13 protein-coding genes and 1 pseudogene are annotated in these 15,919 nt (G+C 71.6%); 8 read left to right on the top strand and 6 right to left on the bottom strand.

Features of this window, described 5'->3' with window-relative positions; translation table 11 throughout:
- Window positions 1–284: 284 nt before the first annotated feature.
- Window positions 285–1,079: a class I SAM-dependent methyltransferase gene (locus tag BG482_RS18420; RefSeq protein ID WP_069770155.1), complete on the top strand. Its 795-nt coding sequence runs from the start codon at window positions 285–287 to the stop codon at window positions 1,077–1,079.
- A 120-nt stretch (window positions 1,080–1,199) separates the two neighbouring features.
- On the opposite strand, the gene BG482_RS18415 is transcribed toward BG482_RS18420, so the two are convergent.
- The 4 genes from BG482_RS18415 to BG482_RS18400 form a co-directional block, all read right to left on the bottom strand.
- Complete coding sequence (locus BG482_RS18415; RefSeq protein ID WP_069770222.1) at window positions 1,200–2,150, bottom strand: sugar kinase; 951 nt, start codon at window positions 2,148–2,150, stop codon at window positions 1,200–1,202.
- A gap of 206 nt (window positions 2,151–2,356) precedes the next feature.
- Window positions 2,357–3,262, bottom strand: a complete 906-nt coding sequence (locus BG482_RS18410) for a pseudouridine-5'-phosphate glycosidase (protein WP_176741417.1) — start codon at window positions 3,260–3,262, stop codon at window positions 2,357–2,359.
- 147 nt (window positions 3,263–3,409) lie between these two features.
- Window positions 3,410–3,973: a methylated-DNA--[protein]-cysteine S-methyltransferase gene (locus BG482_RS18405; RefSeq protein ID WP_069770153.1), complete on the bottom strand. Its 564-nt coding sequence runs from the start codon at window positions 3,971–3,973 to the stop codon at window positions 3,410–3,412.
- 52 nt (window positions 3,974–4,025) lie between these two features.
- The gene (locus tag BG482_RS18400) at window positions 4,026–4,898 is read right to left on the bottom strand and encodes a glycerophosphodiester phosphodiesterase family protein (protein ID WP_069770152.1); all 873 of its coding nucleotides are present in this window, start codon (window positions 4,896–4,898) and stop codon (window positions 4,026–4,028) included.
- Between the two features lie 271 nt (window positions 4,899–5,169).
- Here BG482_RS18400 and BG482_RS18395 point away from each other — a divergent pair, with 271 nt between their 5' ends.
- The 7 genes from BG482_RS18395 (at window position 5,170) to BG482_RS18365 (ending at window position 14,187) form a co-directional block, all read left to right on the top strand.
- Window positions 5,170–6,039, top strand: a complete 870-nt coding sequence (locus BG482_RS18395; RefSeq protein WP_069770151.1) for an MHYT domain-containing protein — start codon at window positions 5,170–5,172, stop codon at window positions 6,037–6,039.
- Window positions 6,040–6,266: 227 nt separating this feature from the next.
- Entirely contained in the window at window positions 6,267–8,411 is a 2,145-nt protein-coding gene (gene uvrB, locus BG482_RS18390) for an excinuclease ABC subunit UvrB (protein WP_069770150.1), read from the top strand.
- A 184-nt stretch (window positions 8,412–8,595) separates the two neighbouring features.
- Window positions 8,596–9,174: a TerD family protein gene (locus BG482_RS18385; protein WP_069770149.1), complete on the top strand. Its 579-nt coding sequence runs from the start codon at window positions 8,596–8,598 to the stop codon at window positions 9,172–9,174.
- A gap of 58 nt (window positions 9,175–9,232) precedes the next feature.
- Window positions 9,233–11,284, top strand: coding sequence for a TerD family protein (locus BG482_RS18380; protein WP_069770148.1), 2,052 nt, complete (start codon window positions 9,233–9,235; stop codon window positions 11,282–11,284).
- 231 nt (window positions 11,285–11,515) lie between these two features.
- Window positions 11,516–12,517, top strand: a complete 1,002-nt coding sequence (locus BG482_RS18375; RefSeq protein WP_107450622.1) for a TerC/Alx family metal homeostasis membrane protein — start codon at window positions 11,516–11,518, stop codon at window positions 12,515–12,517.
- 124 nt (window positions 12,518–12,641) lie between these two features.
- Window positions 12,642–12,956: a hypothetical protein gene (locus BG482_RS18370; RefSeq protein WP_069770146.1), complete on the top strand. Its 315-nt coding sequence runs from the start codon at window positions 12,642–12,644 to the stop codon at window positions 12,954–12,956.
- Between the two features lie 130 nt (window positions 12,957–13,086).
- Complete coding sequence (locus BG482_RS18365) at window positions 13,087–14,187, top strand: calcium:proton antiporter (protein WP_069770145.1); 1,101 nt, start codon at window positions 13,087–13,089, stop codon at window positions 14,185–14,187.
- On the opposite strand, the gene BG482_RS18360 is transcribed toward BG482_RS18365, so the two are convergent.
- Together BG482_RS18360 and BG482_RS41175 are read right to left on the bottom strand one after the other, a co-directional pair.
- Window positions 14,177–15,481 (bottom strand): MFS transporter, encoded by a 1,305-nt coding sequence (locus BG482_RS18360; RefSeq protein ID WP_176741413.1) that lies wholly within the window; start codon window positions 15,479–15,481, stop codon window positions 14,177–14,179. The genes BG482_RS18365 and BG482_RS18360 overlap by 11 nt on opposite strands.
- Before the next feature lie 30 nt (window positions 15,482–15,511).
- Window positions 15,512–15,864, bottom strand: a pseudogene (locus BG482_RS41175) (hypothetical protein); the annotation flags it as partial.
- Between the last annotated feature and the right edge of the window lie 55 nt (window positions 15,865–15,919).

The following is a 15,919-nucleotide window of genomic DNA, read 5'->3' as shown; positions in this document are numbered from 1 at the left end:
GAATCTCCTCGTGCCGCATTCCTGCGCCCTGGCGCGCCAGTCTGCCAGGCCCGGGTATCTCGCGCGTAAGCCTGTGGAAAGGGAAGGTTCCGTTTTGTTCCCGCCTGTGGACAACGGGACTTCGGACGATTCGGACCCTTCGCCCGACGGGACCTCGCACCCGTCGGACCCTTCGGGCGACGGCATTTCCGACACTTCCCGAGAGCGGCTGCGGGCCTTCCGGGGTCGGGCGCCCGGCCGCGTCGACCACGTTCAGCACGCCGGACGACTGGGATGATCGCCGCATGACGCGATCCGACGGATACCTCCTCGACAACCGGCAGCCGGAGGCGGGGGAACGCTTCGACGCCTTCGCCGCCCTGTTCGATCCGACGACGTTCCGCCATCTCGACGGGCTCGGGATCGGCCCCGGCTGGCGCTGCTGGGAGGCGGGCGCCGGCGGCGCCTCCGTGGTGTCCTGGCTGGCGAAGAAGGTCGGTCCGACGGGCAAGGTCCTCGCGACGGACATCGATACCTCCCGCCTGCGGCCCGTCGCCCGCCCGCCGGTGGAGGTCCGCGTCCATGACCTCGGGCTCGACGAGCCGCCGATGGAGGGGCTCGACCTGGTGCACGCCCGGCTCGTCCTGGTCCATGTGCCCGACCGGGAACGCGCGTTGCGGTCGATGGTCAGTGCTCTTCGCCCCGGTGGACGGCTCCTGATCGAGGACGCCGACCCCGCCCTGCAGCCCCTGCTCTGCCCCGACGAGCACGGCCCCGAACAGCAGTTGGCGAACCGTCTGCGACACGGCTTCCGTCAGCTCCTCGCCGGCCGGGGCGCCGACCTCTCCTACGGCCGCAAGCTGCCGCGTCTGCTCCGCGAGGCCGGGCTGGTCCGGGTCGAGGCCGACGCCTGCTTCCCCCTCACCTCCCCGGCCTGCACCGCCCTGGAGTCCGCGACGGTCCGCCAGATCCGCGACGAGCTCGTCAAGGCAGGGCTCGCGACCGACGAGGAGATCGATCAGCACCTGGCGAACGTCGCCTCCGGCAGCATGGACCTCGCGACCGCACCGATGATCTCGGCTTGGGGCCGAAAGGAATAGCTTTCGGCGGCCCGGCGGCCCGGCGGCCGTTCGCGGTGTGCGTTCGCCGTTGCGCGGCGCGCGAGGCCGGCTGCCGCTCGGGCGGCCGGTCGGGAGGTGCCGCTTCGGTTGCCGCTCGTGTCAGGGCCGGTGGGTCGTCCGGGTCGTCGTCGGCTCCGGGGCGTCACCCGGGGCGGGCGGTCTGCCGCCGACGCGTTCCACTGCCATGGCCCCGGTCCGGCAGCCCTCCGCAGCGGCCGCCACCGCGTCGGCGCCCGTGAGCAGCGCGGCGAGGAACGCTCCGGTGAATGCGTCGCCCGCGCCCGTCGTGTCCTTCGGGGTCGCCGCGACTGCGGGAACGCGGGCGAGGACGGCGCCGTCCCGGGCCACGAGCGCGCCGTCCGCGCCTTGCTTGGCCACCACCAGTGGGATGCGGCGGCTCAGCTCGGCCGCGGCGTCCAGCGGATCGGACAGCCCCGTCAGCAGAGTGGCCTCGTCGCGGCTGGGCAGCAGGACGTCCACTTCCTCGACGAAGGTCAGGAAGCGGTCGACGCCCAGTTCCCTGAGGAAGCCCGCCGACGCGGGATCGAGGCTCACCGGCGTCCCGCGCGCGCGTGCCGACGCCACCGCCGTGCGCACCAGCGCCCGCCCGGTCTGCGAGAACAGCAGATAGCCCGACAGATGCAGTCGGCCCACCCCGTCGAGAAGGGCGTCCGACCAGTCCTCGGGGTCGAGCCTCAAGGAGGCGCCGCTGTCGGTGAGGAACGTCCGCTCGGCGGCGGCGTCCGTGTCGACCAGACAGATCACCGTGCCGGTGGCCGCGTGCGGGTCGACGACGAGGCGGGGCCGCACCCCGCAGGCGATCAGCTCCTGCTCGTGCCAGGCCGCCGACTCCGCGCCCACCCGCCCGAGCAGCCGTACGTCCGGGCACCCCCGATACGCCGACCAGCACGCCACGTTGGCGCCCGCGCCCCCCGGCAGCGTGCGGATCACGGAGGTCGTGTCCGTGCCCGGGGCCAGCGGCCCCCGATGCCGCGCGACGACGTCCGTCACGACGTCCCCGACGACCAGCAGCGCCCCGCCGCCTCCCACCCCCGACGCGGAAGCCGCCCTCGTGAGGGACCGCGTGCCCGTGCCCCTTCCCCGGGACTGTCCCCGGCAGCCCTCCGGTCCGCTTTCCCCGCCCTCACCCGGGTCCCGGACCGAGCCGCCGTCACCGCGGTCCGCCCCGTCCGCCCCGGCCGCTTCGCCCGGGACGCCGGCCCCCTCCGCCCCGGCCGCTTCGCCCGGCCGGCCGGTCATGCCTCGGTCCACGCCGTCGCGATCCGTGCCGCCAGCCGCACATTGCCGCGCACCGCCGCGAGGTTGGCGCTCAGGGACGCGCCGTCGGTGTGCCTGACCAGATAGTCGAGCAGGAACGGTGTGACGCCCTGGCCGGTCACGCCCGCCTCGGCGCACGCGTGCAGCGCGTCGGCGAGCACACGCGCGTGCAGCTCGGGATCCAGCTGCTCGTCCTCCGGCACCGGGTTCGCGACGATCAGCGCCGACTCCGGCACCCCGAGCGCGTCCTGAGCCCGCATCACCTCGGCCGCCTGCCGCGGGGTCTCCAGTGTCCAGTCGACGGGGTGGCCCGAGTCGGAGAGATAGAACCCGGGGAAGCGGTCGGTGCCGTACCCGGCGACGGCGACGCCCAGGGTCTCGAGCCGCTGCAGGGTCGCCGGCACGTCCAGGATCGATTTGACGCCCGCGCACACGACCGTGATCCGGGTGCTCGCCAGCAGCCCGAGGTCGGCCGACTCGTCCTGGGTGAGCGTCCACTCCCGGTGCACCCCGCCGAGCCCGCCCGTCGCGAACACCCGTACCCCCGCCAGCGCCGCCAGCAGGGCCGTCGCCGACACCGTGGTCGCCCCGCTCGCCCCGGAGGCCACCGCGAGCGGCAGGTCCCGATGGCCCAGCTTGCGGAAGCCGTCCTCGTTGGCCACCCGCTCCAACTGCCCCTTGTCCAGACCCACATGGGGCCGCCCGTCCAGCACCGCGATCGTCGCGGGCACGGCGCCCTCCGCGCGGACGACCGCCTCCAGCTCCAGCGCCACCTGCAGGTTGCGCGGGCGGGGCAGCCCGTGCGAGATGATCGTGGACTCCAGGGCCACCACGGGTCGACGCGCGTCGACCGCGTCCCGCACCTCTTCCGACACCACCAGCACCACGCGCCCGCCTCCTGTCTGTCGGTCTTTCCCTCATCTCTGGCGAGCGGCGCGACCGGTCAAACCCCGGCGGCCTGTGGGGGACGACACCGCCCTGCCGCGCATGACGGACCGCACGGGCGAGGAACCGTCCCCCGAGCGCCCCGCTCAGAACAGCGGCTCGGGCAGGACGCCCTCCAGCGCGAGCAGCTTCCGCTTGGTCTCCAGACCTCCGCCGAACCCGCCGATGCCGCCGTTGCTCTCGACCACCCGGTGGCAGGGCACGACGACCGGCAGGGGATTGGAGCCCATCGCCACCCCCACCGCCTGCGCCGCGCCCGGCTGCCCCACCCGCCTGGCCAGATCGCCGTAGCCGACGACGGCACCGTAGGGAACGCCGGAGGCGAGCTCGCGCAGCACCTGCCCGTTGAAGCCCGAGATCCCCGAGACCAGGGACCAGTCCAACGGCAGCTCGAAAGCGCGCCGCTCGCCGGCGAAGTACGCCTCGAACTGCCGTATCGCCTCGGCCAGCAGGGGGGAGCCGGGCGCCTCGACGGGCTCCGCGCCCATGCGGCCCGCCAGCCGGCCGAGCGCCCTGTCGCGCACCGCGTCGGTGGCGTGGAACACGACGGTGAGCAGGCCCTCGCCGGTCGCGGCCAGCAACAGCGGACCGATGTCGGTGCCGACGACGGTCCACACCACCTGCTGCTCGTGCTGCCCATGGCTGTCCATGTGCCCACCGTACGACCAGCCACCGACAACGCCCCGGGACGTCGGCGCCCGGCTAGTACCGGTACAGGGCGCGCCGCACCACGTCCGCCTTGTCGGTGATGACGCCGTCCACGCCGTAACCGGCGACGGTCCGGGCGGTCGCGGCGTCGTCGACGGTCCAGGCGAAGACCCTCATGGGCGTGCCGTGCGGTCCGCTCAGCGCGTGCACGGCGTCGACGTAGGCCGGGGACAGAGCGGTGTGCGAGGGGTTGATCAGATCGGCATACCCGGCGTACTGACGCAGGTCCCGCACGGGCGGCGTGCCGAGCAGCCCCGTCCGCACCCCCGGCTTCAGCCGGTGCACGGTGCGCAGGCTCGCGGCGCTGAAGCTCTGCACGATGAGCCGGTTGGCGAGATGCCGTCGGTCCAGCCAGCCCTCGTTGCCCAGTGCCTTGAGGATCTGCTGCTCGATGCCCGGATACAGCTCCGGGTTCTTGACCTCCAGGAGCAGCTTCTGATGGTGGTGCTCGACCCGGTCGAGGTACGCCTCGAGCGTCGGCACGCGCGCGCCCCTGTAGGCGGCGCCGAACCAGCTGCCCGCGTCGAGCCGCGCGATCTCGGCCCCGGTGAAGTCCTTCACCTTCCACGGAGCGCGGCCGGGAAAGACGTCCTCGGCGTCGGTCGTGCGGCGGAGAGTGTCGTCGTGGATCACCACGAGCTCGCCGTCCTCGGTGCGCTGGACGTCGTTCTCCACCCAGAGGGCACCCAGGGAGGCGGCCTTGTCGACGGCGTCCAGGGTGTTCTCCGGGGCGTAGGCGGACGCGCCCCGGTGGGCGATCACCGCGGGCCGCACGGCTGTGCCCGCCCTGGCGTCGCGAACGGGTGACAGAAGGGCGACGCAGCCCAGGACCGCGGCGGCCGTGGCGGCGACTACGCGCGCGTGCATGCCTACTCCTCGCGTCGAGCGATCACCTACAGCCCCACTGTGACAGCAGAGAGTCGACGGCGGAGGAGCGCAGAACGACCACAGGAGGCAGGGGGACGTCCGAGGCCCCTCACCAGTGCCGCACATGTGCGGCAAGGCCGTGTTTCTTTGCCGGAAAATCGTTCGACCATTCCGGTGGGAGTCATACTTCTCTCTCGGCCTTGACCGCGCTCGGCGGTCGCGGGCGGGCGCGTATTCGAAGATCCAGCATCAGGGCGAAGGGCAACCGCGCATGCAAGGCACGGTCGACGGTTTCAGCTACGGACTCGTCACACCGGTGGTGGCCTACCTCATGGCCTGCCTCGGCGGTGCTCTCGGTCTGCGCTGCACCACCAGAGCCATGCTCGTCGCCCATTCCTGGCGCCCGGGATGGCTCGCTCTCGGCTCGGCGGCCATCGGCTCCGGCATCTGGACCATGCACTTCATCGCGATGATCGGCTTCACGGTCGAAGGCGCCCCGATCCACTACGACAAACCGACGACGTATGCCAGCCTGGGCGTCGCCATCCTCATGGTGGGCGTCGGGATCTTCATCGTCGGCTACAAGGGCGCGACGGGGACCGCGCTCTTCACAGGAGGCACGATCACCGGTCTGGGCATCGCCTCGATGCACTACCTGGGCATGGCGGGGATGCGCTTCAACGGCGACTTCGAATACGACACGTTCACCGTGAGCGCCTCCGTCGTCATAGCGATGGTCGCCGCCACCGCCGCCCTGTGGGCCGCGGGCCAGGTCAGGGGCTTTCTGTGGAGCGTGGGCGCCAGCCTCGTCATGGGACTGGCCGTCACCGGCATGCACTACACCGGCATGACCGCCCTGAGCGTCCACCTGCACACCACCGAGACGCCGACCGCGGGCGACTCGCCGGCCGCCCTCCTCGCGCCGATGCTGATCGGCCCCCTCGCCTTCCTCTGCCTCGCCGGGGTCGTCGTGATGTTCGACCCGCTGATGGTCATGGGCAAACCCGACTGGACCCCCGCCGAGCACAAGCCCGGCGTGCCCGCGCACCCGCCCGCTCCGCACTCCTCGCGCCGTTCCCAGCTCCGCAGCCGCCGGAGGGTGGCCCACCGCGAGTCGTCCCGCGCCCCGCAGAACCGCTGAGCCCCGGACCCGGCAGCGTTGCCGACCGCCGACCGCCGACCGCCGACCGCCGGCCGCCGGCCGCCGACCGCCGACCGCCGGCCGCCGACCGCCGCGCCGACCGCCGACCCGCCGCCGTGCCCCGCGGAACCGCTGAGCCCCGGCCGGCCCCGCCCCCGGACGGGGGCGAAGTCCGCGAAAGCCCTGATCGGGCCCCGTTGTCAGTGGGGAGTCGTACGGTGGATGGCATGCGGCCCGTTTCCCACATCGAACGCACGGTGGCGCCTTTCGAGGTCGTCAGTCCCTATCAGCCCAGCGGCGACCAGCCGGCGGCCATCGCCGAGCTGGCCAAGCGCGTCGAAGCAGGCGAGAAGGACGTCGTCCTGCTCGGCGCGACCGGCACCGGAAAGTCCGCGACCACCGCGTGGATGATCGAGAAGCTCCAGCGCCCCACCCTGGTGATGGCGCCGAACAAGACCCTGGCCGCCCAGCTGGCGAACGAGTTCCGCGAACTGCTGCCGAACAACGCGGTCGAATACTTCGTCTCGTACTACGACTACTACCAGCCCGAGGCGTACGTACCGCAGTCGGACACCTACATCGAGAAGGACTCCTCGATCAACGAGGAGGTCGAGCGTCTGCGTCACTCCGCGACCAACTCGCTGCTCACCCGGCGTGACGTCGTGGTGGTCGCCTCGGTCTCCTGCATCTACGGCCTCGGCACCCCGCAGGAGTACGTGGACCGGATGGTCCCCCTCCGGGTCGGTGACGAGCTCGACCGGGACGAGCTGCTGCGACGCTTCGTCGACATCCAGTACACGCGCAACGACCTGGCCTTCACCCGCGGCACTTTCCGGGTGCGCGGCGACACCATCGAGATCTTCCCGGTCTACGAGGAGCTCGCCGTCCGCATCGAGATGTTCGGCGACGAGATCGAGGCGCTGTCCACCCTGCACCCGCTCACCGGCGAGATCATCAGCGACGACCGGCAGCTGTACATCTTCCCGGCCACCCACTACGTCGCGGGCCCCGAGCGCCTGGAGCGGGCCGCGAACGACATCGAGAAGGAACTGGGCGAGCGCCTGGCCGAACTGGAGAAGCAGGGCAAACTGCTGGAGGCCCAGCGGCTGCGGATGCGCACCACGTACGACCTGGAGATGCTCCGCCAGATCGGCTCCTGCTCCGGCGTCGAGAACTACTCGATGCACTTCGACGGCCGACTGCCGGGCTCTCCGCCGAACACCCTGCTCGACTACTTCCCGGACGACTTCCTGCTCGTCATCGACGAGTCCCACGTCACCGTCCCCCAGATCGGCGCCATGTACGAGGGCGACGCCTCCCGTAAGCGCACCCTCGTCGACCACGGCTTCCGGCTGCCCTCCGCCCTCGACAACCGCCCGCTGAAGTGGGAGGAGTTCCAGGAGCGCATCGGGCAGACCGTCTACCTGTCGGCCACGCCCGGCAAGTACGAGCTCTCGCGCGGGGACGGCGTCGTGGAGCAGATCATCCGCCCCACCGGCCTCATCGACCCGGAAGTCGTCGTCAAGCCGACCGAGGGTCAGATCGACGACCTGGTGCACGAGATCCGCACACGCGTGGAGAAGGACGAGCGCGTCCTGGTCACCACGCTCACCAAGAAGATGGCCGAGGACCTCACGGACTACTTCCTGGAACTCGGCATCCAGGTGCGCTACCTGCACAGCGACGTCGACACGCTGCGCCGTATCGAGCTGCTGCGCGAACTGCGCGCCGGCGAGTTCGACGTCCTGGTCGGCATCAACCTCCTGCGTGAGGGCCTGGACCTGCCCGAGGTGTCCCTGGTGGCGATCCTCGACGCCGACAAGGAGGGCTTCCTGCGCTCGGGCACCTCGCTGATCCAGACCATCGGCCGCGCGGCGCGCAACGTCTCCGGTCAGGTCCACATGTACGCCGACAAGATCACCCCGGGCATGGAGCGGGCCATCGAGGAGACCAACCGCCGCCGGGAGAAGCAGGTCGCCTACAACACGGCGCGTGGCATCGACCCGCAGCCGCTCCGCAAGAAGATCAACGACATCGTCGCCCAGATCGCCCGCGAGGAGGTCGACACCGAGCAGCTGCTGGGCTCCGGCTACCGGGCGAAGAAGGACGGCCGCGGGACGAAGGCCCCGGTGCCCTCCCTCGGCGACAAGGCGGCCAAGGGCGCGAAGTCCAAGGCGGCCAGGGGCAAGGCCAAGGAGACCGTCCCGACCGATCGTCCCGCGGCCGAACTCGCCGAGCAGATCGAGGAGATGACCGAGCGTATGCGGGCCGCCGCCGCGGACCTCCAGTTCGAGGTCGCCGCCCGGATCCGCGACGAGGTCTCCGAGATGAAGAAGGAACTGCGCCAGATGAGAGAGGCCGGACTCGCCTGACGGAGAGGCCGGACCGGCCCAGCGGGGCGGGTGCGGTCGCTGTGGCCGGGCCGGGCACGTGCTGTGTTGCAAGACCGACACAAAGTGCGGGCCTGGCTACGGCAGTGTCGGTGCCTTTGCGTAGTGTTTCGGTCAACCGCGGGGGCCGCGGCAACAGGGGACAGTCCGAGAGGGGAATCAGCGCGTGACCGTCAACATGACCAAGGGTCAGGCCATCAGTCTGCAGAAGAACGACGGGGGCAGCCTGACCGCGGTGCGCATGGGTCTCGGCTGGCAGGCGGCCCCGCGGCGCGGCCTGTTCGGCTCCCGCACCCGGGAGATCGACCTCGACGCTTCCGCCGTTCTGTTCGCGGACAAGCAGCCGGTCGACGTCGTCTTCTTCCGCCACCTGGTGAGCGACGACGGCTCCGTCCGTCACACCGGCGACAACCTCGTCGGCGGTGTCGGCCAGGGCGGTGACGACGAGGCGATCCTCGTGGACCTCGCGCGCGTGCCGGTCCACATCGACCAGATCGTCTTCACCGTGAACTCCTTCACCGGACAGACGTTCCAGGAGGTGCAGAACGCCTTCTGCCGTCTGGTCGACGAGACCAACGGCCAGGAGCTCGCGCGCTACACGCTCGCGGGCGGCGGCGCCTACACGGCCCAGATCATGGCGAAGGTGCACCGCGTGGGCAGCGGCTGGAACATGACGGCCCTCGGCACGCCCGCCAACGGCCGCACCTTCCAGGACCTGATGCCCGCGATCCTGCCGGCGCTGTAGCAGGCCCCGGCAAGCGGCACACGACGACACCACACGCGACGCAGGGGGACGACAGGCGATGGTGGCCGAACTGGTGCGGGGGCAGAACCACCCGCTCTCCCAGGTCCGGCTCGAGATCCGGGTCTCGGCCGGCCGGCCGGTCGTGGCGGCTGCCACGCTCGGGGACGAGAGCGGCAGGATCCACGGCGTCGAATGGGTGGCCCACCCGGGGGTGCCCACACTGCCCGGCCTGGAGGTCTCCCGGCAGGCGGCCGCCGACCACCGCCTCGCGGTGGACCTGGACGCCATGCCGGCGACCGTGCACCGGGTCGACGTCCTGCTCGCGCTGCCCCCCGGTGCCGGCGGGCCGGTCAGCTTCGGCTCGCTCTCGGCTCCCTTCGTCGCGGTCACCGGGCTCGACGGCGCCGAGGTCGCCTCGTACACCATCACCGGCCTGGACGCGGAGTCGGCGGTCGTCGCGCTGGAGCTGTACCGACGGCAGGGCGCCTGGAAGGTGCGCGCCGTCGGCCAGGGCTACGCGGGCGGCCTGGCCGAACTCCTCACCGACCAGGGGCTGCCGCAGGCCCACCAGCTCGCGGCCGCCATCGACGACGCCGTCGCCCAGGGCCTGGCCCGCTCGATTCCCGCGCCGGGGCCGCGCACAGCCGACGGCGAACGCTCCCGTCAGGCGGCCGCGTCCGCGCTCGGCCCGGATCAGAGCGGCTCGCCGTACAGCGTCCAGCAGGGCGGCACGCAACAGGGCGGCGCCCCGCAGGGCGGTCACGGTGCGGTCGGCCCGTACGGGGCGGTCCAGAACCCGCAGGGCTCCCCAGGGCAGGACAGCAGTCCGGCGGGTTCCCCGTCGGTGGATCCGGACGCCACCCGGCCGACGCCGACGGCGCCCCCCGGTGGACCGATCGACTACAGCCACCCGCGTCGGCAGAACGCGGCGCCGCCTCCGCCCCCGCCCACCGCGCCCCCGGCGCAGCCCGGACAGCCCGCACCTCCCGTCGCGGGCGACGCGACCGGCTGGTCGATGGAGGAGCGGCTGTACAACCAGGTCTGGGGCATGTTCGAGGACCTGGCCCGCAGCACGGCCGCATACCGCAGCGCCGTCGACTTCGCCGACGCGCGGTTGGAGAAGGAACTCGACCAGGTCCTGTCCGACCCGCGCAGCAGGATCGGCGGACAGGGCGACGCGGCCCGGGAGGCGGCGCAGACCAGGCGCATCCAGCTCGTCGACCAGGCCCGCGAGGCGCTGGAGCGGGATCTCGTCCAGCTCGGCGCCGAGGCCGACGTGGTCGAACCGGCACTGCCGGCGGCGTTCGCGCGCTGGGACAACCCCGTGTGGCACGCCTACCGGGCGCCCATGGAGATGCCCATGGCCCTGCGGCTGGGCGACCTCCACCTGCCGGAGAGCGATCCGCTGCGGATCCCGATGCTGGTCCGGCTCCCGCTCGAACGCGGCCTGTGGATCGACAGCGGCCGGCCGGGCTCGTTCGACGGGGCGATGGCCGACTCGCACGAGCTGCGACGCCTCGCGATGGAGTCGGCCGTGGCGCACATCGCCCGTCTGCTGGCGGTGCACCCGGCGGACGAGTTCACCGTGCACGTCGTCGATCCGGCCGGTTCGGGCGCCAGGGAGCTCGCGCCGCTGGTGCAGAGCGGGGTGCTCGCGGCCCCGCCCGCAGGGGGCGCGGCAGGCGTGGCGGCGGTCCTCGGGCAGCTCACCGAGCGGGTCGACCTGGTGCAGATGGCGGTGCGCGGAGGGGCGGCCGACTCATTGCCGCCCGGCTTCGACACCTCGCAGCAGCTCTTGGTCGTCAACGACTTTCCGCACGGTTTCGACGACCGGGCGGTGACGCAGCTGCGCTACCTCGCGGACGAGGGGCCCGCCGTGGGCGTGCACCTGATGATGGTCGCCGACCGCGAGGACGCCGGCGGTTACGGTCCGTTGCTGGATCCGCTGTGGCGCGGGCTGCTGCGGCTGACGCCGGTGGCCGAGGATCATCTCGCCGACCCCTGGGTCGGTCATGCCTGGACGTACGAACCTGCGCTCGTGCCGCCCGGCAGCCAGGTGCTCCAGCAGGTCCTCGCGCAGGTGGCCAGGGCGCGCACCAAGTACTCGTAAAGGCTCTTGACCAGGCAACTTGGTATTTCTTTTGCCAATCGCTTTACCTTTTCTTGGTGGTTGGGGTACTGTTTTCCTCACGGAGGGGAGTACTCCTGCTGCGACGTACCCGTCAATACGGATCACCGATGATCCCGGGGCGTCGGCCCGTTCCCGAGCGGAACGGGTGGAAGAGACCTCCGGCAGCGCAACGACGCTGATCACCTGCCGTTACGTACTGCCGGAGGCGCAGTGGATGTTTCCGTGACCCTATGGGTCCTCACCATCGTGGGCCTTGCCGCCCTCATCGCGGTCGACTTCTTCATCGGTCGCAAGCCGCACGACGTGTCCATCAAGGAAGCCGGGATCTGGACCGTCGTCTGGATCGCCCTGGCCGGGCTCTTCGGGGTCGGGCTGCTCCTCTTCGGCGGCGGTGAGCCCGCCGGGGAGTTCTTCGCCGGCTTCATCACCGAGAAGTCGCTCAGCGTCGACAACCTCTTTGTCTTCGTCCTGATCATGGCGAAGTTCGCGGTCCCGTCGCAGTACCAGCAGCGGGTTCTGCTCATCGGCGTCCTCATAGCGCTCGTCCTGCGGGCGATCTTCATCGCCGCCGGCGCCGCGATCCTCGCCAGCTTCGCCTGGGTGTTCTACCTCTTCGGCGCCTTCCTGATCTGGACCGCCTGGAAGCTCATCCAGGAAGCCCGCGCCGACGAGGAGGACGAGGAGTTCGAGGAGAACAAGCTGCTCAAGGCGGTGGAGAAGCGCTTCGGAGTCGCCGACCGCTACCACGGCACGAAGCTGTGGATCGAGCAGAACGGCAAGCGGGTCATGACCCCGATGCTGGTCGTCATGCTCGCGATCGGCACGACCGACGTGCTCTTCGCCCTCGACTCGATCCCCGCGATCTTCGGCCTGACGCAGGACCCGTACATCGTCTTCACGGCCAACGCGTTCGCGCTGATGGGTCTGCGGCAGCTGTACTTCCTCATCGGCGGTCTGCTGCGGAAGCTGGTCCACCTCAGCTACGGCCTGTCGATCATCCTCGGATTCATCGGCGTGAAGCTGGTGCTGCACGCGCTGCACGAGTCCGGGGTCCATGTCCCGGAGATCAGCATCCCGGTGTCCCTGGGCGTGATCTGCTCCGTCCTGATCGTCACCACGATCACCAGTCTGCGCGCCTCTAAGAAGAAGGCGGCGGACGAGGCGGCGCAGGGCACGAACGAAGGCGCTCCGAAGGACAGCATCGAGGCCTGACCACGGACGACGTAGGAACAACCACCCCCGGGGGCGGTGCGCGGCGAATTGCCGAGCACCGCTCCCGGTGCTTCGTTGGGGGTGGGCGTCCCCGTCGGGGGGCGCCGGACCGTCCGGAGGCGCCATGAGTACACCGCAGAGGTTCGTGCAGATCCTGGAGTTCGAGACCGACCGCATCGACGACATGCGGGCGCTGGGCGAGGAGGGGGACCAGCGTCTTGCCGGCCGCCCCGGCGGCCCGGTCCGCCGCCTCGTCCTCAAGGACAGGAGCAGGCCCGACCGCTACCTGATGTTGGTCGAGTTCGACTCCTACGAGGAGGCCATGCGCAACAGCGACGACCCCGAGACGGGCAAGTTCGCGCACGCGATGGCCGCGCTGTGCACCACACCTCCGTCCTTCACCGACTGCGACGTGGTGGACGCGACAGACTTCAGGTGACGCAGACCGCCGCCCGGCCCGCGCCTGCCGCATCGGTCGCAGCAGGCGCACCGGAGTCACCGGTCAGGCAGGCCGCACCAGCCCCAGGGGCCGGAATGCGGAGCCCGTACGGCTCTGCGACGATCACTGCATGATCGCTCGGCTCACGTCGGTCGCGGCCCGGTGGACGTCCCTCGTGCCGGCGCTCGCGGTCGTCCTGCTGGCCCTGACCTGGGGACGCGACCTGCCCGGCGCGGTCGTCGCCCTGGTGACGCTGGTGCTCGCCGCAGCCGTTCTGGCCGCCGTGCACCACGCCGAGGTCGTGGCCCACCGGGTGGGGGAGCCGTTCGGCTCCCTCGTCCTCGCAGTCGCCGTGACGATCATCGAAGTCGCCCTGATCGTCACCCTGATGGCGGACGGCGGTGACAAGAGTGCCACGCTGGCCAGGGACACCGTCTTCGCCGCCGTGATGATCACCTGTAACGGCATCGTCGGCTTGTGCCTGCTGGTCGCCTCCCTGCGCCACGGCACGGCGGTCTTCAACCCGGAGGGCACCGGTGCCGCCCTGGCCACCGTAGCGACCCTTGCCACCCTGAGCCTGGTCCTGCCGACCTTCACCACCAGCAGACCGGGCCCGGAGTTCTCCGACGTCCAACTCACCTTCGCCGCCGTGTCCTCGCTGATCCTGTACGGCCTGTTCGTCACGACGCAGACCGTCCGGCACCGCGACTACTTCCTGCCGATCACCCGCCAGGGGGAGGTGATCACCGTGGAGGACCACGCCGACGTCCCCACCTCCCGGACCGCGCTGGTCAGTCTCGGTCTGCTCGGCCTCGCCCTGATCGGCGTGGTGGGCCTCGCCAAGGGCGTCTCGCCCACGATCGAGTCGGCCGTGGAGAGCGCCGGCCTCCACCACGCCGTCGTCGGCGTGATCATCGCGCTGCTCGTGCTGCTCCCCGAGACCATCGCCGCTCTGCGCTCCGCCCGCCGCGACCGGGTGCAGACCAGCCTCAACCTCGCACTCGGCTCCGCGATGGCCAGCATCGGACTGACCGTCCCCGCCGTCGCGCTGGCCTCCCTCTGGCTCTCCGGGCCGCTCGTCCTCGGCCTCGGCTCCACCTACACGGTGCTGCTCGCGCTGACGGTCGTGGTCAGCTCGCTGACCGTGGTCCCCGGCCGGGCCACGCCGCTGCAAGGCGGCGTCCACCTCGTGCTGTTCGCGGCCTACCTGGAGCTGGCGGTCAATCCGTAGCCGGCTGCGCCCCGGCCACCGGCACCGGACGGGTCTCCGGGAGCAGCGCAAAGCAGCCCAGGCTGAGCAGGGCCACCCCGGTCAGATACGCGCCCACACCCCAGGGAACCGGGCCCGAGCGCTCCGCGAGCGCCGTCGCCACGATCGGCGTGAGCGCCCCTCCGAGGACCCCGCCCAGGTTGTAGCCGACCGCCGCACCGGTGCAGCGCACGCGCGGCGGGTACAACTCCGGCAGATAGGCCGCGATCACCGCGAACATCGTGACGAACGTGACCAGCGCGCCCAGGATCCCCAGGAACATCGGCAGCGGCTCACCTGTCGCGAGCAGCGCGACCATCGGCAGCATCCACAACGCGGCCCCCGCGCAGCCCGCCAGACACAGCGGCCTCCGGCCGAAGCGGTCGCCGAGCAGCGCCATCACCGGTGTCAGCGACCCCTTCACCACCACGGCGCCCATGATGCAGGCCAGCATCACCGTGCGGCTGACCCCCAGCCGTTCGGTCGCGTACGCCAGGGACCAGGTCGTCACGGCGTAGAAGATCGCGTACCCGACGGCGAGCGCGCCCGCGGTCAGCAGGACGAGCCGCCAGTGCTCGCGCGCGACCTCGGCGAGCGGCACGCGCGCGTGGTCGTCGATCTCCAGGAACCGGGGGCTCTCCGGCAGCGACGTACGCAGCCACAGCCCGCACACGGCGAGGACTCCGGCGGCCCAGAACGGCACCCGCCACCCCCATCGCGCGAACTGCGTCTCGGTCAGCGCGGCCGACAGGGCCAGCACCGTTCCGTTGGCGAGCAGGAACCCCACCGCTGGACCGACCTGGGGAAAGCTCGACCACAGCGCGCGCCGCTCGGCGGGAGCGTGCTCCGCGGTCAGCAGCACCGCTCCGCCCCACTCCCCGCCCAGCCCCAGCCCCTGCAGGAAACGCAGCACGAGCAGCAGCACGGGGGCGGCCGTCCCGATCGTGTCGTACGTCGGCACACAGCCCACCGCGACCGTCGAGGCGCCGGTCAGCAGCAGCGAGACGACGAGGACCGGCCGCCGTCCGCGCCGGTCCCCGAGGTGCCCGAACAGCACCGCGCCCAGGGGCCGCGCCACGAACCCCACGCCGAACGTCGCGAACGCGGCCAGCGTCGCCGCCGGCGGCGAGAACGTCGGGAAGAACAGCGGACCCAGGACCAGCGCGGCCGCGGTCCCGTAGACGAAGAAGTCGTAGAACTCGATGGCCGTCCCGGCGAGCGAGGCGGCCGCGAGACGCGGCATGGAGGGCGCGTTCACGGTGCGTACGTCGTGCATGCCGCGTCAACCAGCCACGGCGATCGCGGGTTACGGGGGCGTACGGAGCACGGACCGCCGCGCGGGAGCTCGGTAGGTCACGATCACGCGCCGCGCGGGACCGTCGACGCGGACCGCTCCGCCGTAGGGGGTGACCAGTTGCGGGTCCGTGTGACCGAATTCCACGCCGAAGACGGCCAGGGTGTCGGGGGCGTACGCCCGCAGCGCACGCCCCACCGCCGCCCTCCGGTCGGCGGCGTAACGCGCGGCCTCCTGCGGGCTGTTGGGGCGCCCGAAGGGCCGGCTCCTGGCGCGGCCGCCAGCAGCGCGGGGGAGCGCCGCAGCAGGCCGCGCTCGCCCATGCAGCGCAGGATGCGGAAGTCCTCCGCGGCGCTCGGCAGTTCCGGGAGGATACGGCTGCTGCCCTGCTGGTTCACCGTGATAAACCGGTCCGAGCGG

The organism is Streptomyces sp. LUP30 (assembly GCF_001746365.1).
GTDB lineage: Bacteria > Actinomycetota > Actinomycetes > Streptomycetales > Streptomycetaceae > Streptomyces.
The sequence above is the reverse complement of the archived record's forward strand: the minus strand, read 5'-3'. Positions and strand labels throughout refer to the sequence as shown.

Excerpts from the sequence above, each read along its gene's own strand:
- BG482_RS18420 (WP_069770155.1), top strand. The coding sequence starts at position 285 with ATGACGCGATCCGACGGATACCTCCTCGACAACCGGCAGCCGGAGGCG.
- BG482_RS18405 (WP_069770153.1), bottom strand. The coding sequence starts at position 3,973 with ATGGACAGCCATGGGCAGCACGAGCAGCAGGTGGTGTGGACCGTCGTC.
- BG482_RS18400 (WP_069770152.1), bottom strand. The coding sequence starts at position 4,898 with ATGCACGCGCGCGTAGTCGCCGCCACGGCCGCCGCGGTCCTGGGCTGC.
- BG482_RS18395 (WP_069770151.1), top strand. The coding sequence starts at position 5,170 with ATGCAAGGCACGGTCGACGGTTTCAGCTACGGACTCGTCACACCGGTG.
- uvrB (WP_069770150.1), top strand. The coding sequence starts at position 6,267 with ATGCGGCCCGTTTCCCACATCGAACGCACGGTGGCGCCTTTCGAGGTC.
- BG482_RS18380 (WP_069770148.1), top strand. The coding sequence starts at position 9,233 with ATGGTGGCCGAACTGGTGCGGGGGCAGAACCACCCGCTCTCCCAGGTC.
- BG482_RS18370 (WP_069770146.1), top strand. The coding sequence starts at position 12,642 with ATGAGTACACCGCAGAGGTTCGTGCAGATCCTGGAGTTCGAGACCGAC.
- BG482_RS18365 (WP_069770145.1), top strand. The coding sequence starts at position 13,087 with ATGATCGCTCGGCTCACGTCGGTCGCGGCCCGGTGGACGTCCCTCGTG.
- BG482_RS18360 (WP_176741413.1), bottom strand. The coding sequence starts at position 15,481 with ATGCACGACGTACGCACCGTGAACGCGCCCTCCATGCCGCGTCTCGCG.